This window comes from Paraburkholderia sp. FT54 (genome assembly GCF_031585635.1).
Lineage (GTDB): Bacteria > Pseudomonadota > Gammaproteobacteria > Burkholderiales > Burkholderiaceae > Paraburkholderia.
On the sequence record NZ_CP134198.1, the window covers coordinates 476696 to 494092 of the forward strand.

Here is a 17397-nt window from a genome sequence, read left to right on the forward strand (position 1 = left end):
TTCAGTCGTCTAGTTCGCCCAGCATCCGGGCCAGCTTCAATTCCACCTCCCGGGTCTGAAACCCGCGCGCCAAAGCGGCGCCAACCCTGCGTTGTGCTTCGGGCTGCCTCACGTTCTCGCCGAAGAGATCGGAATCACGGCGGAAGTCCGCGATAGCGGCGAGCGTGATGGCATTGACACGGTCCTTCACCACGGCATGTCCGGCCCTCGGAAACCTGGCGATGCGCCGTGCGAGCGAAGCGACGAATTCGTCGAGCATCTCCGCAGGCATCGCCCGGTTGATCCATCCATACCTTTCCGCGAGTTCCGTGTCATAGTCCGACGCGCTTAGCATCACCTCGAGCGCCCGGCCCCGGCCCATCAGGCGTGTGAGGAACTGGACAGCGCCCCCGCCAGGTATCAATCCGAAGGCAGGCTCCATCTGGCTGAACACGGCAGACTCTCGCGCGGCAAAGCGCATGTCGCACGCCAGCACAAACTCGCTGCCCGCACCGCGTACGCGTCCTTCGATTTGTGCAATGGAAACGAGCCGGCTGGCGCTCAGATGGCGGAACAGCAACGCAATAGATGCCTCGCCGGTCAGCTTCGCCGCCTCCTGCCGATACTCCTTGACCCGCGTTACATCAACGTGGGAGATGAAATAGTCGGGGTCGGCACTCCTGAATACGAGTACGTTAATGCCATCGTCGGCTTCCGCATACTGAATAAGCGTGACCAGGTCGCGAACGAGTTCAGGCCCGAGAAGATTCATAGGCGGCGCGGAGATTTCCACGAACAGCACCGCACCTTCAAGATCTGCCGTGAGCGTTTCAAAGATCATGGGTGCGTTCCAGTTGGCAAGTCGGGTGCAAAGCGGTTGAAAACAAAGTCGCGGTCCTTCACGACCGAGTGACAGGCAAAACAGGCGTGTTGATCAGCCGTGCTGTAGGACTTGCCCGGATCGAACTGGGCGTAGCCCCAGCCCCCCGTCGACGCATATTTCGTCGCGTCCTTGACCATGAGTTGGACGCCGTTCTTCGGATGTCCGGCGACATGCGACTGGGATTGGCCAAACGCTTGTGCGCTCTCCCCAAGTTCGTCATAACTCCATGCGAGGCGCGCGATGACCGCTCCATCCGGCAACGGATATCTGCCTTTCCGCAACGCCTCAATCGCCGCTTCGTTGCCCAGGATCGCGCGTAGATCGTCGATTCTGCCCTCCTCTCTCGCCACGGAGATCAATGTCCAGTCGCGGTATCCGGCCGGAAGCGCGATGTCATGCGAGGCGTTCGTTGCGCCCGCATCCGTGGCTGCCTGAACCATGCAGGCGCCTCCGCCGGCCAGCGCAGCGGTCGCCACCAGCATCAAAGCCGTTTGTCTCATGATTGGTGTTGCCGTCCGTAGTAACTGCTAATCGTGTCCATAGACTACGCTAATGTAAGATTTCGGTTTTCTCCCACGAATAAAGGCATATCAGCAGTTCTGCACGTCTTTTTGTGCGTTGCGTTTCGGCAACGCATGGACGCGCGGATGTCCGTTTATTTTGCTAACGCGTTCGTCCTGTCCTTTAATTGCGCTAACGCGTCTGACGAAGCTCAACAAGGAGCGGCAAATGGCGGTTTCGGAGGAAGCGGCTAATCGCGCTGCGGAAGTAGCAGACATTCTCCGGCCGCTGGGGCGTGGACCACTCTCGAAAAAGCTTGCATTAGTAGCCGCGAAACTGCTGGGCGTTCATTGGACAACGGTTTATCGATTGCGGCGGAAGTTTCTCGCAAACCCGGTTGCGAGTGCTGTCATCCCGAAGCGCAGCGGTCCTTCAGAGGGGAAGCGTCGGTTGGCAGGTGCAGTTGACACTGTGATCGACGAAGCAGTCCACGTCTGGCTGCCTGCTCAAAGACAGTTGGCGCATCCCGCAACCGATCTTGTATTGGAGATTCGGCGTCGATGCGAACTCGCCGGGCTGCAACCACCAAGCCGGACCACGATTGGCCGACGGTGGGCGCAGCATCGCGAGGTCGATGCTCTGAAGCGTGCGGCGCTCCCAGACGCGATGATTCCTCCAGGCTCGCTTGTCGCAAAGTATCCTCTGGAAATCGTTCAGGTCGACCATACACAAGCAGATGTGTTTCTGGTGAGCGAATACGACAGACGTGTGATCGGCCGCCCCTGGCTAACTATCGCTCTGGACGTGGCGACCAGATGCGTGTTGAGTTTTTACGTCAGCATGGACCGTCCGGGAGCGGCTACCGTTGGATTGCTGCTGACCAGAGCGGCCCTTTCCAAGGCTCCCTGGCTTGCCAAGATCGAGGCGGACGCAGATTGGCCGATGCGGGGAATTCCGCGAGTTCTCCATCTCGATAATGCTGCCGAGTTCAAGAGCAGGGCTCTTCGTAGTGGATGTAGGGAATTCGGCATCCACCTCATGTACCGTCCGGTCGGGCGTCCTCATTTCGGCGGTCACATTGAGCGGTTCAACCGCACGCTGATGGAGCGCGTCCGAGGCCTGCCAGGAGCCACGGGTTCTTCCCCCAAAGGCCGAAAGGCACGGCGGTCCGAAAAGACAGCGTCGTTGACGCTTCGAGAATTCGAGCAATGGCTCGCAATTGAGATCGCCAGACGCTACCACCACGTTCCGCATCGTGGGCTGCTTGGGGCAACCCCGGCTGACACATGGCAGATGCTTGCGCGCAATCCTGATTCGCGGCAGCTGCCCGCCGCGAACGACGCTGAACTCAGCTTTCTGATCCGGTTTTTGCCTGTTGCGCACAGGACTGTCCAGGATAACGGACTTACGTTGTTTCACATTCGTTACTGGCATCCCATATTCGTCGCGTGGCGACAGACCGGACGAAGCGTCACGGTTCGATACCATCCTGAGGATCTTTCGCGTGTTTTTGTGACGGCAGGACGCGGCGAATACCTGGAAGTCCGGTACGCGGACTTGCGGCGACCGGCCATTTCTCTTTTCGAACACCGGGCTGCGTTGCAAGCGATTCGGTCAGAAGGGCAGAGAGCTGTGTCGGAGGCCCTGATTTTCAGGACGATAGAAGAGCAGCGGCGCATCATTGTCAAAGCCAGGCAGGCTACGGCCCGTGCACGTCGTCGGTCACGAAAAAATAGGCCGCCATTGGGTGAGTTGCTCGACCGAATTTTGCCGTTCACGCGTGCGACAACTGAGGAGGCTGAAACGGTCGACTATGCTGCGCCAGTTCAGGCTTTCAACGTCGAGGAATGGTGAGGTGCCACATGAAGGATGGGACGCTTGCGCATTTGCTACCGGTCGCCAGAAAGCAGGCTGAGCTTGGGAGGGACGAACGAATTCTCGGACTTTTGCGCGACCGCTGGATTGATTATCCTCGCGCGACGCAAGCTCTGCAGCAACTTGAGCGCCTATTTGAAACGCCACGCCGCGACCGGATGCCATGCCTGTTGCTGCACGGAGATTCAAATATTGGCAAGACGAAAATCATGGCCAAATTCCGGCGTGCGCATCCCAGCGAATTTGACGAACGAAGCGGTGTCGAACATTGTCCGGTCGTCGCGATGCAGATGCCACCCACCCCCGACCAGCATCGATTCTATTCGGGTCTATTGTTCGAGCTGGGCGCCCCCCACAATGCGGCTGCCGGCCTGGCATCCCTCGAACGATTAGCTCGCGAGATTCTAAAACGAATGTCGCCGCGAATGCTGGTCGTCGATGAGGTGCACCACCTACTCGCGGGCTCGTATCGCGAGCAGCGGGCATCGCTGAACCTCCTCAAGTTCCTCGCCAACGACCTTCAGATCAGTATGGTTCTGGTTGGCACTCGTGACGCGGTGCTGGCGCTTCAAACGGATACCCAAATGATAAGTCGTTATAGGCCGTTCGAAATCCCCCGGTGGCGGGAGAGCGACGGGTTGCGGCGGCTTCTCGCGGCATTCGAACGGGTGCTACCGCTTCGCAAGCCATCGGATCTGGCGCGACGCGAGATCGTACAGTTTGTTCTGAGCGCGACCGACGGACTGACCGGCGAGATATCCGCGTTACTAAACGACGCCGCCGAGCTGTCGATTCGCAACGGCGACGAATTCATTGGCATCGCGCATCTTGAGCAAGTCAGCCGAGTCGCAACCTAGCGTTGCTCCATGGCCGATCGCTCCCAGGCCTTTCTATGAAGAAGCCTTTGGTTGCTGGCTGGGCCGTATCGCAGCACGATATCAGCTGAGCCTTGGGATGCTCTGGGAAATGAGCGCGAGCGAGCCGCTGCCTGCGCTAGGTACTGCTGGATGGATTCTCTTCCCTGCAGTTTCACACTCCGCGCTGCGACGATTCGCATCGCTGGCTCGCCTTGAAGAGGATAGGTTGAGACACATCCAGACGCCTTCGGCGTGGCTCAGCGATCGGCGCTACATGCCGTACTGCTTTAGATGCCTGGTGCTGAATGACGCAGACGTATCGGCACCTCGCTGGAAGCGCGAATGGCTGGAACCGACAGTAGAGTTCTGCACGGTGCATCACACGCTTCTGGAAACAGTTCCCGCCTCTGTATTTCGGACCTCGGGTCACTTTGATGCCGCACTGCGAGCGATCAGCCGTTATCGCGAGATGCGTAAGTTCAAAGACACCCACCGGTTGCGTTAGCGGAATTAACGGACACGATTAGCGCTTCAACGGACATCATTAGCAGAATCTGCGAACTTCAACATCAAGCGCGCGCGAGGCCATGGTGCCCGACGCGAAGGTCTTCAGAAATGGCAGACAGTTTGGCGCCTGGCTGGGCCTGACGCCGCGACAGCACAGCTCGGGCGGCAGGACCCGGCTGGGGCATTTCAGCCTGCGTGGAGACGTCTATCCGCGCACACTGCCCGTTCAGGGCGCCCGAAGCACATTGCAGTCGGCGTTGCATGCCGACCACACGCACGCAAGCCGGCTGCAACGGTGGATCGGGCAGCTTCACGAACTCAAGGGCTATCACAAGACGCTGATTGCAATTGCCAACAAGCATGCCCGAATGCTGTGGGCGATGCTTGCAAAGAACGAACGCTACGACGCCGATGCGTGGCAACGCCATCCCATGTATCCGCCGCTAGCACCCGCAGCAGCATGACCCGATTGTCTTGAAACTCAACTACTGCTCGACGCGATAGCAAGACAAGGTCGGACCGAACGGGAGAAAAACCCGCCGATTCAGTTGGCGAGTCATCACCGCACGCGGTGCATCGCTGAGTGTCTGTTCGCCGGTTTTCAAATAGGGTTCTCCTGGGCGGCTCATATCGTGGCCCGCCCGATACGTCTCGGGCAACAAGGCCGTTTGCAAAGACGCAGTCCCTGGTATTGCTTCGACGCGATAGCAGCAGCCGACTTGTAGAAAATGAAATGACTACCCCAACCGGCCCACCTGCATGTGCGCGTCACATGTCCGCAAGCGTCGAAAAAGATCGAACCCCGATCTTGACTCTAGGGGGAAGTCCTTGCAAACAGAATCGGCCAGGAACGGTCCATCGCAATCGATTTGCGGTCGGCCGCTCTCGCGAGGCAAGCCGCCTTTCGACACGGCAACCTACCGATGCGCGGAAACTGTAAATTGAAATGTCAGCCCCGAGCCAATATTGCGAGACGCCCACACCCGCCCTCCGTGAGCTTCGATGATCGAACGACAGATGGAGAGTCCCATACCCATACCATCTGGCTTCGTCGTGTAAAATGCGGCGAAAAGCCGGTCCAGCCCCTGTGGCTCCGTGCCGATGCCGACGTCCTGTACGGCCACGAGCACCTGGTCGGAGCCGCGCTGATCGGTTCGGATGGTTAGCACACGCGCGCGATCGGTGACTGTCGCCATGGCTTGGACACCATTGATTGCAAGGTTGATGATCACTTGCTGCAGCTGGACCCGGTCGCCACGCACCAGGGGCAATCCCGCCGCAAGTTGCAGTTGCACTGTTACCCCATGTCGGAGCGCCTCCGGCTTTACAAGCGCGACCGCCTCGTCGATGACCTCGTTGATGTCGAGTGGAATCAGCTCCGGATCTGCCCTCCTGGCAAGATCGCGAACGCTCCGGATCATTTCGCTCGCCCGATTGGCTTCTTCGACAATGTGAGTCATGCAGGCGCGCGCCTCATCTAGTTCCGGAACTTCACGAGTCAGCCAGCGCAAGCCAGCTGCGGCGATAGTGGCAATGGAAGCGAGGGGCTGATTCACTTCATGCGCAATCGAGGCACTCATCTGCCCAAGGGCTGTTACACGAGCAACGCGGGCAAGTTCCGCCTGTGCCGTGTACAACGCCTCTTGCGCTTCCCTGGTTGCCGTGACGTCCATCAGTGCACCAACGAGTTCCTCTTCGCCCGATTCGTATTCCACGCGATGGGTCCGGACAATCAGGTGCTTGATCGCTCCATTCGGCATCAGAAGACGGTGTTCGTAGTCGTCGGATGGCTGGCCACGTGCCGCACGATTAATTTCATGCAGTACAAGGTCTCGGTCATCCGGGTGAACACATTGCAGGATGAGGTCGATCGTCGGCTTGACCGTTTCGTCCACTCCAAATATCCGATATGTCTCCTTCGACCAGACAATGTTGCCGCTGGCTATCCTCCAGCCAAAGCTCCCCGTATGACTCAGCCGTTGCGCATCAGCCAGATAGGCCTCACTCCGCCGCAATGCGCTTTCGGCACCTCTTCGCGCGACGTTCAGCCACACCACAAACAGGGCTGCCACGGCAAGCAGGACGATGCGCGACAAGTCCGCAGGCACAATCTCGAACGAATCGACCGGCGGGACAAAATGATAAGTGAAAGCCGCAACGGACAGCACGGTCGCGAGCAAACCCGGGCCGAGGCCACCGAACCAGGCACTAAACATGACCGCGCAAAGAGACAGCGATACGAACGGACTACTCTGCGTGTGCGGTTCTAATAGCAGCGCGGCGATGAGTGCCAGAGCAACCGACAGAATTGCAACCGCATAGTTAGCAAAAGCGGACCGTCTGGTCCACTGTAGAGGACTAGATCTGGACATACCTCCTGCCTCCACATATCAGTAATGTCTCGCACAATCTGGCTGCATGAGGCATTCGGATCGACATCCTCAGGACCGCGGCCGTCTCTTCCGGGAAGTGCGCAATGCAGATGCTGTCGACGACGGCCTCGATCTCCTCGCCCTCGTACGGGAAACCGCAGTCGCGCAACGCCGCGGTGACCGTCCGGCTCGGCGGGGCGAAGCGCACGGTCCTTGCTCACTGATCGTCGCGGCACAGGCCAACGTGCGGTCGGCAGAAATGCCGAGATCCCCCAGCGCGTTTGCATTCCAGCGTAATGCTCGAACCAACTCTCAATGCATGTGCCGGCGTGGCACTCTCTCGGCGAAGAATGCCGTTGATCCGGGTTCGGTCGCAATTTTCCTGCGGGCAACGAGCCCCGGTAGACTTTTCGTAACCGCCTCCGACATCGTCTGCTGCCCATTTTCCGCCGGCTGAACGCCAATCAACGCGCTCGTTGTCGCCATCAAAGTCTGGACATTCTTTAGCATTACTGACGCGAGGAGACCGCCATTTTCTGCAGTGATCTCTTCGATGCGCCGGCAACAAGCAAAAGTCTTCGCCAGTGCGGCGTGCAGCTCCTCCGACTGGAGAGCAATCGCTTCACGAACCGACTGCGAATAGGCCAGAGCCTCTGCCGAAACCCTTCGTTCGCCGAGCGACGTCCTAACGGCTACTGAATTCAGACTTGCCACTTTCTCGAGCTCAGCGACGGCGCCGACCATCCAGTCGTAGACTTTCAGCCTGCCGGAGCTGCCGGGGCGGAGCTGACGATATTTGAGAGTAGTGACATTCATGGAACGCTCCGGAAAGGAGGACGCAGGCCTACGCCCGCGTGGCGGAAGCAGCCGTCAACGGGTCACCGATGGCTGGATGCTGGATTGGTGGGAGCGCAGCGTCGCGTGGAGCCGGCTTGCAGGCGATCTCCAAAGTGGCGTACGCAACGGACGTTCCCGAGGTGCCATCGGTATCGTGGTAGGTGAATGCAGACGCCGACAACCGCGAAAGCATCGGCCGTAACATTTCATGCAAATCTACGGCTTTGAGGGGGAGCTCCCGCGATGGTTTCAAGGGGCGGGTGAGGGGCGACCCAGGCGGGCCATCATTCCATCATTCGGCCCGGTGATCCTGACAGCGCCTTGAGCGAACGTTCCCCAAGGGGGTAACGGACGCATGCGCACGCGGGGGTCACTGTCGCCGAACAATGGTCGGTATGCGCACGCCGAACACCGGCGGGAACACCGGTACACCGCTCACCCGCATGCTGCAGAATGATCCGCGCGCGAAGGTGTCAACGAAACGCGAGATGTATTCAGAGGACGTGTCGCGTGTCCAGTCATTACGCCTTGTCATGACGGGCGAGCATGCACAATGTGTAAATTTTCAGTTCTCCGTCTCCATTGGCTCTCGGGACTCGGGCATCGCCCGGTCGCGCCCCGGCTCCCTTTATCAAACCAGATTAGACCCGGCCGAACGGTTCTGCGTGCCGGAGTCAAGCACGGCACCATACGCCATCAATCAGCCCGGCCCTTCATTCCGATAGCACCGGCCTCGAACGGTGCGACACCTCCGATGTTTTCGTCCACACGCATATTGACGCCGCGTTGAGCACGCTTGCAAACACACGGCATACCTCCCGATCAGTTCAGGCTTCGTCATTGGCATGCTTCGATTACTGCTCGGCGCAGTGACAGGCTGTACCACCCACCGAAGGCTCTGTTCAGCCTGAAGTCCGCGGAAGCCACCTCATGGAGCCGCGAACACCGCTGCAACGCGAACTCACCGGCCGACACGACTGTCTAGGCGCGGGACGTCGCCGCGCTGACCAATATCCGCACAAGGGGATGTTTGAAGGCCGCCGCAGTGACAGACAGCCATACGGTATGGCGTTTTGATCTGCGCCCCGAGATGGCACCTTCCGAACTTATGCTGGACGAACGCCTGTGCCGGCAGGCTACCGGCGTCGAATTCGACGGCTACATGCGGAAAGGGCGGCCATCCAGCCAGCTGGTCGCGTTAGTGACGTCGCTCACGCGGTGACGGTCCCTCCTGCTGCCGGGGAAGGCGTACCGTGAACACGGTTTCGGGCCCCGCCGAGTGGGCGTCAACGGTGCCGCCGTGCGCGGCGGCGATCGCCCGCGAAATGAACAGGCCGAGCCCCAGACTGCCGTCGTGCCGCTGTGGCGCATCGGGGCCGCGCTCGAGCGGGTCAAATATCCTCTGCAGCGTCGCTGGCTCGACCGTAGGCCCTGCATTTCTTACCTCGAACTGGACGTCCGTCTCGTCGCCTGTCAGCACCACCCGCACCGGCGTGTCGGACGCGCCATACTTGATCGCGTTCAGGACAAGGTTGCCGAGCAGCTGCTGCAGGCGCGGGCCGTCCCAGATACCCTGAAAGCCGCCGCCGGATGCCTCCAAAACGATCCGGCGGTCCGGATGCACGGCGCGCAACTGGTCTAGCTCGTCGGCGAAAATTTCTGCGAGGTCGATACGGGCCGGCGTTATGTCTATTCCCACGCCCAGTCGGGTCCGGCTGAAATCACACAGATCGTCAAGCAGTGCCTGCATGCGGGCACCGGTGCGGATCAAACGGCCTGCCGCATCCGACACGCTGTCACCCGCATTTAGCCTCGCCAGGTACAAAGCCGTCGCCTGAATGGTTTGCAGCGGGCTGCGCATGTCGTGGCCCAGCATCCCCAGGAACAGGTTGCGGGCCTGCTCGACCTGCTCACTGAAAGAACCGACCGATTCGGCAAGTGCCTGGTCCATCACTTCATTGAAACGGATGATGTCATGCGGATGGGGCACTTCGGGCCGGCAGTCATCCATCCACAACCCGAGCACGCTGGCGCGCAGCGCACGGTATTCGGCGACGAGCTGGTTGATGTTGAACCCTCCTTGAGCACGCAGAATTGCGTGCGTCTGCGCAGCAGTCTGCGGGGCATCAGTCGGTCTGGATGCCGGTCCCATGGAAGTATGCAGTTGTGCTTCGCGCGTCTGCAACGTCAACAGATCGGCGGCGACCGCTTCCAGTAGCGGTTGTGCATGGTCGCGCAAAGCCAGCGAATTCATCTTTCTCGCCGCTGGCAGCAGCGTGGCAGCAAACGCCTCCCATCTGGCCAAAATGGCATCCATGTCGCGCAGGATAAAATCCGCCAGTCGCATGCCAGTCCCTTATATAAAAGCGGAAAGCCGCCAGTTCAGCTTATGTCACCATGCATTTTACTCGCCACTGGGGCACGACGCCACGCCTTACGCCAGCGGTGACTCGCAACTCCGGAAGAAGTGGAACGCGATCGCCTCTTCGACACGGCCCATCCTCGATATCAGGTTAGGCCTAGCACAACTGTCGTATGCCGATTATCGCGCGCGTAAATCTGCCGACGAACTAATCGGTAAGATTGGTCGGTCGAACCCTGCTACAAGGCGAGCGTCATGCGCACACGCACGGCGCATACGGCGGCTCCATCGATCGACCAGCCAGTCGACATTATCAACGCCACGAGTCATGAGCTGATCGCGCAGAGTGGTGAACTTCCGGCGCTCCCGACGCTGGGACCGAATCACAAGCAGGTCAATGTGACACCCAGACGCGGCTGTTCCGGCGTGTTGCCGAGCGGGCTCACCGTCGAGCAGAGGCGTGCTCTTGATCGCCCTCCTTGCCCGCGATCTGGCGAGCCGCCAGACCGGCTACAACCGGATAAAGCGCCACGCGAAACGCCCGTCGCGCCAGCATCTCGATCTGCTGATCGACCGGATCACCTGTCTCGATGAACCGGCGACTTTCTAAATGCCATCGCTGGCATTCCTGCGTCGAAACTGCGGTCGCTGGCGACCCGGGCCGTCAGCCTGGACGCGGAAAATGTGACAAAGGACACCATCCCTGAGAAGCGCTACACGCTGATTGTGGCATTGCTGAACCGGCACGCGGTGCGCGCCCGCCACGATCTGGCGGACACGTTCGTGCGCCGCATGGCAGCTAGTCACAATCGGGCGAACGAAGAACTGGAGGTAGTCCAGCGCTCGCAGCGCACGCAGGCGGATGTCCTCGTTGTCCTGCCTGAGGGCGTGGTCGAAATCCTCGTCGACCAGTCCGACAAGACCACCATCGCGAATCGATCTGCAAATGGCTCGCGCCCAAGAGCACCTCAAACCGTTTCGCGAGAGTTGCGCCGCAGTGCGCGGAGTTAGCGGCGGCAATTATCACGAATGAACGCGTCACAAGACAGAAGCGGCTTTCCTGCTGACCTGCACCAGCCAGGACAAATCCACAAATCGATCTGTTCCGCTGTGGTATCGCTCCTGCCTTCGACGCGTATGCATGTGTCAATTCGTGGGCCCGTCACTGCCCGCGGCAGACGCATCGGGGAGTTGGGCCGTACTGGATTCGAACCAGTGACCAACGGATTAAAAGTCCGCTGCTCTACCTGCTGAGCTAACGACCCGAGCGACTCCCATTCATGTGCCTCGCGAGCGTCATGCCCCAGATGCTAGCCAATATCGATCGTGCGGCTCGCGGATCGCTGCTGTTCCTGTTTCGCCACGGTCAACGTAAGCACGCCCCTGTCAAACTTTGCGAGAGCGTGGTCGGGATCAGCATTTTCCGGCATCGGGATCGTGCGCGTGAAGGTTCCATATGCGCGCTCAAGCCGATAGCAGCCATCCTCCTCGCTGTGCACATCCTGCCTTTTCTCGCCGTGCAATACCAACGCGCCGTCCTCGACGCTGACAGTCACATCCTCCCGCTCCATGCCTGGCAGCTCGACGGTCACGCGCAGTACCTTCCCCTCGTCCACTACGTCGATGCGCGGCTGGAAACGCGATGAACTGAAGTCGCCAAACCATCGTTCGAGCGCGCCGCGCGCTGCGAACGGATCATGAAAGAAATCTTCCATCCCACGCCACGGATCACGGGAGAAAAGTCGCGGAATGTCAGGCCACGGAACGCGTGACGACTCGCTGCCAGGCCCGCTCTGCGCGCTGTCCGTGTCCTGCCTGCGTGCTGAACCGCGGAGAAATTTGAAAGGGTTCCACTTTTTCAGGTCGGGGTTCATCGTATGCTCCTCGATGGTCTGACAGGAGAGCCGGATGTCCGTCATCGGGCTTTCACCGCAACGTTTCTGCTGCGTTCCCGGACTGGCCCGGGCGGCCACCGTTTCCTGGCTTCGGCGCTCGCGCATACACCGTTTGCAGTCAGCGTGACGGCGTGCGGCGGGGCATTGCACCCGGCCTCAGCGGCCAGTCCCGCGCTGAGTGACCCGCGGCGGATGCCACTGGACCAGCAGCCGGGCATCGCGCCCGGTTCTGGTCAGCACGACAGATCAATCAGGGACGGGCAGGCCGCCTACGAACCGGGCATGTCCACAGGGCGCCATGTCCCGATCGTGTATTCGCGCTCCAGACGTTCTGCATCCGCGCGGCCACGAACCGGGCCGTGGCGACCTGCGGCCGCCACCGGTTTTCCTCCTGTCGTCGTTGCGGCTCTGCCGGGCTCAGTTCGTTTGCACTTCGATCCGGCGCGGGCGTGCTTCGTCGCGACGCGGAATGGTCAGCTTCAGCACGCCGTCCTGGAGGTTTGCATCGATCTTCGATGTGTCGAAGTCCGGGCTCAGCGAGAACGCGCGCGCGAAATGCGGTTCACGGATCTCGGCGTGCTGCAGCCGCAGACCGGCGGGCGTCGGCACAACGGCTTCGGCCTCGATATAAAGATTGCCGTCGTGCACCTTCACGTCGAGTTTGTCCCTGGTGACGCCTGGCAGGTCCGCCCACAGCGTGATGCCCTGGCTGTCCTCGAACACGTCGACGGCCGGTGTGAGCGTCATCCGCCGTGCCGGCTGCTCACCCTCGCGTCGTGCTACCGGTTTCTGGTCGCGTTCCGCGACCTGGGTCCTGTCGTTCATGGCTTGCTCCTTGAATGACTGACATTACTGCACGGGTTACTGGACAGTGATGGCCCGCGGCTTCGATGCTTCGCGCTTGCCGACGGTAATCGACAGGCAGCCGTTGGTGTAATGCGCCTGCACCTTGTCGGGGTCCGCATTCTGTGGCAGTTCGATCACGCGCCGGAAACTGCCGGTGAAGCGCTCCTGCGCATAGGTGCGGGTGTCGCCGCGGGTTTGGTCATCGCTCCCGGCCTGGGCGGCCTTGCGCTCACCGCTGATGGTCAGCAGGCCCTTGTCGATCGACAGGTCGAGATCGGCCAGCTTGAGACCGGGCGCGAACGCGACGATTTCGATCGAGTCGTCGGTCGTACCGATATTGACCTGCGGGAAGGCCCCGAAACGGCCCGAGCGGATGCTGGACGGAAAACCGCCGAACAGGCTGTCCATCTGCCGCTGCAGACGGTCAAACTCACTGAACAGGTCGGTTCCGGAAAAGAGATCACTCATCGTATCCTCCTTCGATGCAGCGAGGAGGCGAACGGGCCTACGCGCTCCAGTCCGCCTGCCAGGCCGCTGGCAAACAAATCGAAACACGCAGCGCACCGGATGGGACCGGCACGTCTGCCTGAGCGATATCCAAGATAGGACCTCTGGCGAAAATTTCAAGGGATGGTGATGGAATTCCGGTCTTGAAAATCGCCTGCCAGATCCTATTATCGCGGTGCATTGCGACGACAACAGGATGACACCATGGAATTCGATTCGGACTGGCTCACGCTTGGCAGACACCGCGTCCGGCTGCGCTCGAGCCGAGGCTTTCCGACAGAGTTGATGCGTAGCGTGGCGGAGGTCGTACGGCTCGCGATCGACAATAACATGAGTGCCCGCGCGCGGCTGGTCGAGATCGTCTTCCAGCACGAACAGGCCTACGATATCGCGGTGGGCACGACGCTTACCGAAGACCGCGTTTGTGCGCCGCAACTGGAAGCGGCGATCGCGGTGGTGCTCGGCCTGCTGCCGCAACAGGTAAACATCACGGTCACAACCGTGAGCCAGGACGAAGTTGACCTGCATTTCGGGGTCTATGAACGCATGCTCGCCGAGAAGCTCGGCGTGGTGCCACCGATCCAGTGATCGTCGGGTGACCGCTTCAATCCCGAGATAGGGCACAGCGACGGGCAACCCGAAGGCCTGCCGCGTGCCCGTTCGGAGCGACCCGGATCATCGACCGGGACGGGGACGGGAGAGCGAACAGGGAGCCTCATGATGAAAGACCTGTCAGGCGCACGGGTCGCGCCAGCCGCACTGATTGCCGGTTCATGCCTGCCATGGCGGTACCTTCCGGGCCCCCCTGAAAACGTTGCCCCTGCAGCAGGACATCTGGATCGGCGGCACGATACAGCAAGGCAACGGACAATACGCGCCGGGTGACTACACCACCCTGCTGCTGGACCGCCCGGCGGCCTCGCCTTGCGACCAGAAGGTCGTGACCGACATCCTGCTCGGCAACGTCGGCGCCACGGACCCGAAACTCCTGCTACCTTATCTGGGACAGCATGTCGCCGTCAGGGGACGCGTCATCGGTCCGGATTCCGGAATCCGCTTTACACCGACGCCGGACTTCGTGTTTCCGGCCTACTGACGGCGGCAGCCGCGGGACGGCCAGACCGGTCACCGGAGGTGGGATGTGACGGGCGTTCCGCGCCGCGTCAGCCCGCGCCGACCTGACGCAAGGCCGGTGGCTTTGCTGCCTGGGCGAGTGCGCTATAGATATTCAGGTAGTGCTGCGCCATGGTCATCGAGGTAAAGCGGCGCAGGAAAGCCGCACGAATTTCTGTGCGGGAAAGCGCGTCGAGCCGCGTCACGGCGTCGACGGCTCCTGGCACATCATCGACAATGTAGCCCGTCACCCCGTGGGCAATCACCTCCGGCACTGAGCCCCGGTTGAACGCAATCACGGGCGTGCCACAGGCCATTGCTTCGATCATCACCAGGCCGAACGGCTCGGACCAGTCGATGGGGAACAGTAGCGCCCGCGCGCCCGAGAGAAATCCGGCTTTCTGCGCGTCATTGATCTCGCCGATGAATTCGACATGCGGGCGAGACAGCAGCGGCTGGATCACGGTCGCAAAGTAGGCTTCATCGGCCCGGTCCACCTTCGCGGCAATCTTCAGGGGCAGACCGGTGCCCGCAGCGATCTCGATGGCGAGGTCGACGCGTTTTTCGGCACAGATCCGGCCGAGGAAAGCCAGATATGCAGGTTGCGTTGGCACTTGCGGCGTCAGCAGATCCTCCGGCAGGCCGTGATAGATCGTGTCGAGCCAGTTCGCGTCGGGCAACGGCATCCGCTGCGAATTGGAAATCGACACGACGGGCGCCTGCGGGAACATGTCGAACACCGGTTGCAGTTCCGGCAGATCGAGCCGACCGTGCAGGGTGGTCAAGAACGGCACGCCGAGGTGTGAAAACGTCGGAAACGGCAGACAGCTCAGATGGAAGTGCAGGACGTCAAACGTATGGGCCACACGCCGGACCTTCTCGAGCAACACCAGGTGCGGGGCGAACGGGTCGCCAATTCCCGGATCGAGCCGCAGCGAGTGCGGCCATGCCGGCTCGAGGCGCGCGCCTGTCTGCGAATCCCCGCTTGCGAACAGCGTCACATCGTGTCCGAGGCCGACGAGCGCCTCGGTGAGATAGGACACCACGCGCTCCGTACCACCATACAGCTTTGGCGGAACCGCTTCGTGCAACGGGGCGATCTGCGCGATACGCATCAGGCGTTCTCCATTCAGACGCTTCGCGCAGACCGGCTGCTAACTGAAGCGCGGCGCAACCACGCCCCAGACAGGTTTTCTGGTCGTGTCCCTGACTGCTTCCCTGACGTCGCCGGCCTTCTTGCGTGTTTCACCGGCCGCCTGCTGGACCTCTCCCCTGACTTCCTGATTGCGGTCGCCCGTAGCGCGGCCGATGGTCTCATTCACCTTGCCTTTGACCTTCTGCGCCACACCCTCTACCTGATCCCTGTTCATGGCCGGCCTCCACTGCAGAACCGGTTCGTCGATGGATTCGGCCGTCCGTCGCCGGGCAGGCTCAGGGTTCGAGCAAACTGCGTTCCTGACTGTCCCGGTGCCGAAGCGCGCCCTGTCGGTGGCGCAATGAGCAAACAGCGATTGCCTTGTCGCTGCCATGAGGCGCCAGTATGGAATGATGGGAGCGCGGATACAGAGAAGATCGCTTTTGTCACGCCTAACGAACACAACTGCAGCCGCCTTGCTTCAGTGCATTACGTGTCAGATACAGGGCGAGGTTGATATGAAGTACGCAATCACCGTTTGCGCCGTTCTGCTCCTCACCGCGTCTGCCACGGACATGCCGTGGGCCCCGGGGACGGCGCAGCCGATCACTGCGAGCCCGGCCGATGTCGTCCAGGTGGCGTCCGGTTACTGGGCCTCCAAAGTCATCGGCTCGCCCGTCTACAACGAAAGCCGGGACGCGATCGGCACGATTAACGACCTGATTGTGAGTCCGAAGGATAACGTGACGTACGCGATCCTGTCGGTCGGCGGCTTTCCCGGCCTCGGTACCCATCTGATCGCGGTGCCCTTTGTCAGGCTGCAGGTCGCCGGCACAGAGATGCGTCTGCCAGGCGCGACCCGGGATTCCCTGAAGGCGTTACCGGAATTCAGATACGCCTCGCCCTGATCGCGCCCGTCGCGCTGCGCGACGTTGACCCGCATATGGCGGGACCTGAAGACCGGATGCGAGCGCGATCCGGGCCGCGGCATACCGCGTGGCGCTCAGATCTTCAGGCGTGTGACCTTGGTGCCTTCCAGTGAGACACCGGCCATCAGGCCGGCATTGGTCAGCACGAAGGCCTCGACCGGCGCGGTCGCGGTTGACGTATCGATATTGCCGTTCGCCCCGACCTTGACGACGGCGACCGTCGCGTCAACCCCCGCTGCCCAGCCTTCGCTGTTGCGGAACCGGTCCAGCGCATCCTGCGTCATGAACAGGAAAATGATCGCCTTGGACTGCGCGCCGATCTGCAGCCCAAACGAGCCGCCGGCCGTGCTGTAGTAGCCCGCCGTCTGGTCGCCGACGCGCAATGCACCTTCGCCGTACTGGCCGCCAATCCAGAAGCCGGCCTGGATTACCGACGGGAAGACCAGCACCCCGCGGGCTTTCGCGACGAGTTCTCGCGACCCATTGGCCGTGGAATACAGGCGCGCCAGCGTTGAATCGACATCGGCATTGATGGACTGACGTTTCCCAGCGTTTCCAGCGCTACTGGACGCAGACTTCTGGGAGGTCGTCGTGCACCCTGCAAGCCCGAACGTGCCCGCAGCGAGCGCCGCACCGGTGGCCAGAATGAAGTGTCTCCTGCGCATGATTTTTCTCCCTGCTTCAAGATGTGGATGCAGTGCCGGTTTCAGGGCGTCTGCCGTACTTCAATACCTGGCCCGTCAGGCATCTCAACCGACGCAGCGCGCGTGGCGGGTTATCCGCGCGCCCCGCACAACCG

The 17397-nt window shown here is 61.0% G+C and carries 20 protein-coding genes and 1 tRNA gene; 9 read left to right on the top strand and 12 right to left on the bottom strand.

Features of this window, described 5'->3' with window-relative positions:
• Position 1: 1 nt before the first annotated feature.
• Both RI103_RS39235 and RI103_RS39240 read right to left on the bottom strand, forming a co-directional pair.
• Positions 2 to 820, bottom strand: a complete 819-nt coding sequence (locus RI103_RS39235) for an enoyl-CoA hydratase/isomerase family protein (RefSeq protein ID WP_310819559.1) — start codon at positions 818 to 820, stop codon at positions 2 to 4.
• Positions 817 to 1344: a cytochrome P460 family protein gene (locus tag RI103_RS39240; RefSeq protein WP_310819560.1), complete on the bottom strand. Its 528-nt coding sequence runs from the start codon at positions 1342 to 1344 to the stop codon at positions 817 to 819. Before RI103_RS39240 ends, RI103_RS39235 begins: the two co-directional genes overlap by 4 nt.
• A gap of 247 nt (positions 1345 to 1591) precedes the next feature.
• Between RI103_RS39240 and RI103_RS39245 the strand changes: the two genes are divergently transcribed.
• The 4 genes from RI103_RS39245 (at position 1592) to RI103_RS39260 (ending at position 5066) form a co-directional block, all read left to right on the top strand.
• Positions 1592 to 3217: a Mu transposase C-terminal domain-containing protein gene (locus RI103_RS39245; protein ID WP_310819561.1), complete on the top strand. Its 1626-nt coding sequence runs from the start codon at positions 1592 to 1594 to the stop codon at positions 3215 to 3217.
• 8 nt (positions 3218 to 3225) lie between these two features.
• Entirely contained in the window at positions 3226 to 4095 is an 870-nt protein-coding gene (locus RI103_RS39250; RefSeq protein ID WP_310819562.1) for a TniB family NTP-binding protein, read from the top strand.
• Entirely contained in the window at positions 4067 to 4600 is a 534-nt protein-coding gene (locus RI103_RS39255; RefSeq protein ID WP_310819563.1) for a TniQ family protein, read from the top strand. Before RI103_RS39250 ends, RI103_RS39255 begins: the two co-directional genes overlap by 29 nt.
• A gap of 82 nt (positions 4601 to 4682) precedes the next feature.
• A complete protein-coding gene (locus RI103_RS39260) occupies positions 4683 to 5066 on the top strand; it encodes a transposase (RefSeq protein WP_409077081.1) in 384 nt (127 codons plus the stop codon).
• 453 nt (positions 5067 to 5519) lie between these two features.
• Here the strand turns inward: RI103_RS39260 and RI103_RS39265 are convergent, their stop codons facing one another.
• The 3 genes from RI103_RS39265 to RI103_RS39275 form a co-directional block, all read right to left on the bottom strand.
• Complete coding sequence (locus RI103_RS39265; RefSeq protein ID WP_310819564.1) at positions 5520 to 6974, bottom strand: ATP-binding protein; 1455 nt, start codon at positions 6972 to 6974, stop codon at positions 5520 to 5522.
• Positions 6975 to 7286: 312 nt separating this feature from the next.
• A complete protein-coding gene (locus tag RI103_RS39270; RefSeq protein ID WP_310819565.1) occupies positions 7287 to 7790 on the bottom strand; it encodes a phasin family protein in 504 nt (167 codons plus the stop codon).
• Between the two features lie 1219 nt (positions 7791 to 9009).
• Positions 9010 to 10158 carry a HAMP domain-containing sensor histidine kinase gene (locus RI103_RS39275; RefSeq protein WP_310819566.1) on the bottom strand — a complete coding sequence of 383 codons (1149 nt, stop codon included), beginning with the start codon at positions 10156 to 10158 and terminating at the stop codon, positions 9010 to 9012.
• A 475-nt stretch (positions 10159 to 10633) separates the two neighbouring features.
• Between RI103_RS39275 and RI103_RS39280 the strand changes: the two genes are divergently transcribed.
• Complete coding sequence (locus RI103_RS39280; RefSeq protein ID WP_310819567.1) at positions 10634 to 10783, top strand: hypothetical protein; 150 nt, start codon at positions 10634 to 10636, stop codon at positions 10781 to 10783.
• Between the two features lie 74 nt (positions 10784 to 10857).
• Positions 10858 to 11184, top strand: coding sequence for a hypothetical protein (locus RI103_RS39285; RefSeq protein ID WP_310819568.1), 327 nt, complete (start codon positions 10858 to 10860; stop codon positions 11182 to 11184).
• A gap of 181 nt (positions 11185 to 11365) precedes the next feature.
• Here RI103_RS39285 and RI103_RS39290 read toward each other — a convergent pair.
• The 4 genes from RI103_RS39290 to RI103_RS39305 all read right to left on the bottom strand — a co-directional run bounded on the left by RI103_RS39290 (position 11366) and on the right by RI103_RS39305 (position 13382).
• Positions 11366 to 11438 (bottom strand) — tRNA-Lys (locus tag RI103_RS39290).
• A 45-nt stretch (positions 11439 to 11483) separates the two neighbouring features.
• Positions 11484 to 12047: an Hsp20/alpha crystallin family protein gene (locus RI103_RS39295; protein ID WP_310819569.1), complete on the bottom strand. Its 564-nt coding sequence runs from the start codon at positions 12045 to 12047 to the stop codon at positions 11484 to 11486.
• Between the two features lie 438 nt (positions 12048 to 12485).
• Positions 12486 to 12893 (bottom strand): Hsp20/alpha crystallin family protein, encoded by a 408-nt coding sequence (locus RI103_RS39300; RefSeq protein WP_310819570.1) that lies wholly within the window; start codon positions 12891 to 12893, stop codon positions 12486 to 12488.
• A 36-nt stretch (positions 12894 to 12929) separates the two neighbouring features.
• Complete coding sequence (locus tag RI103_RS39305; protein WP_310819571.1) at positions 12930 to 13382, bottom strand: Hsp20/alpha crystallin family protein; 453 nt, start codon at positions 13380 to 13382, stop codon at positions 12930 to 12932.
• Positions 13383 to 13625: 243 nt separating this feature from the next.
• Here RI103_RS39305 and RI103_RS39310 point away from each other — a divergent pair, with 243 nt between their 5' ends.
• Positions 13626 to 14009 (top strand): hypothetical protein, encoded by a 384-nt coding sequence (locus RI103_RS39310; RefSeq protein ID WP_310819572.1) that lies wholly within the window; start codon positions 13626 to 13628, stop codon positions 14007 to 14009.
• A gap of 226 nt (positions 14010 to 14235) precedes the next feature.
• Entirely contained in the window at positions 14236 to 14517 is a 282-nt protein-coding gene (locus RI103_RS39315; protein ID WP_310819573.1) for a hypothetical protein, read from the top strand.
• A gap of 67 nt (positions 14518 to 14584) precedes the next feature.
• On the opposite strand, the gene RI103_RS39320 is transcribed toward RI103_RS39315, so the two are convergent.
• Together RI103_RS39320 and RI103_RS39325 are read right to left on the bottom strand one after the other, a co-directional pair.
• Entirely contained in the window at positions 14585 to 15649 is a 1065-nt protein-coding gene (locus RI103_RS39320; RefSeq protein ID WP_310819574.1) for a glycosyltransferase family 4 protein, read from the bottom strand.
• 39 nt (positions 15650 to 15688) lie between these two features.
• A complete protein-coding gene (locus RI103_RS39325; RefSeq protein ID WP_310819575.1) occupies positions 15689 to 15904 on the bottom strand; it encodes a CsbD family protein in 216 nt (71 codons plus the stop codon).
• Positions 15905 to 16187: 283 nt separating this feature from the next.
• Here RI103_RS39325 and RI103_RS39330 point away from each other — a divergent pair, with 283 nt between their 5' ends.
• On the top strand, positions 16188 to 16577 hold the full coding sequence (locus RI103_RS39330; RefSeq protein WP_409077082.1) for a PRC-barrel domain-containing protein: 390 nt from the start codon (positions 16188 to 16190) through the stop codon (positions 16575 to 16577).
• A gap of 95 nt (positions 16578 to 16672) precedes the next feature.
• Here the strand turns inward: RI103_RS39330 and RI103_RS39335 are convergent, their stop codons facing one another.
• The gene (locus RI103_RS39335) at positions 16673 to 17263 is read right to left on the bottom strand and encodes a YSC84-related protein (protein WP_310819576.1); all 591 of its coding nucleotides are present in this window, start codon (positions 17261 to 17263) and stop codon (positions 16673 to 16675) included.
• Positions 17264 to 17397: the final 134 nt, after the last annotated feature.

Coding starts and splice junctions, on each gene's coding strand:
- RI103_RS39235 (WP_310819559.1), bottom strand. CDS start 820: ATGATCTTTGAAACGCTCACGGCAGATCTTGAAGGTGCGGTGCTGTTC.
- RI103_RS39240 (WP_310819560.1), bottom strand. CDS start 1,344: ATGCTGGTGGCGACCGCTGCGCTGGCCGGCGGAGGCGCCTGCATGGTT.
- RI103_RS39245 (WP_310819561.1), top strand. CDS start 1,592: ATGGCGGTTTCGGAGGAAGCGGCTAATCGCGCTGCGGAAGTAGCAGAC.
- RI103_RS39250 (WP_310819562.1), top strand. CDS start 3,226: ATGAAGGATGGGACGCTTGCGCATTTGCTACCGGTCGCCAGAAAGCAG.
- RI103_RS39260 (WP_409077081.1), top strand. CDS start 4,683: ATGGTGCCCGACGCGAAGGTCTTCAGAAATGGCAGACAGTTTGGCGCC.
- RI103_RS39265 (WP_310819564.1), bottom strand. CDS start 6,974: ATGTCCAGATCTAGTCCTCTACAGTGGACCAGACGGTCCGCTTTTGCT.
- RI103_RS39270 (WP_310819565.1), bottom strand. CDS start 7,790: ATGAATGTCACTACTCTCAAATATCGTCAGCTCCGCCCCGGCAGCTCC.
- RI103_RS39275 (WP_310819566.1), bottom strand. CDS start 10,158: ATGCGACTGGCGGATTTTATCCTGCGCGACATGGATGCCATTTTGGCC.
- RI103_RS39295 (WP_310819569.1), bottom strand. CDS start 12,047: ATGAACCCCGACCTGAAAAAGTGGAACCCTTTCAAATTTCTCCGCGGT.
- RI103_RS39300 (WP_310819570.1), bottom strand. CDS start 12,893: ATGAACGACAGGACCCAGGTCGCGGAACGCGACCAGAAACCGGTAGCA.
- RI103_RS39305 (WP_310819571.1), bottom strand. CDS start 13,382: ATGAGTGATCTCTTTTCCGGAACCGACCTGTTCAGTGAGTTTGACCGT.
- RI103_RS39310 (WP_310819572.1), top strand. CDS start 13,626: ATGGAATTCGATTCGGACTGGCTCACGCTTGGCAGACACCGCGTCCGG.
- RI103_RS39320 (WP_310819574.1), bottom strand. CDS start 15,649: ATGCGTATCGCGCAGATCGCCCCGTTGCACGAAGCGGTTCCGCCAAAG.
- RI103_RS39325 (WP_310819575.1), bottom strand. CDS start 15,904: ATGAACAGGGATCAGGTAGAGGGTGTGGCGCAGAAGGTCAAAGGCAAG.
- RI103_RS39330 (WP_409077082.1), top strand. CDS start 16,188: ATGAAGTACGCAATCACCGTTTGCGCCGTTCTGCTCCTCACCGCGTCT.
- RI103_RS39335 (WP_310819576.1), bottom strand. CDS start 17,263: ATGCGCAGGAGACACTTCATTCTGGCCACCGGTGCGGCGCTCGCTGCG.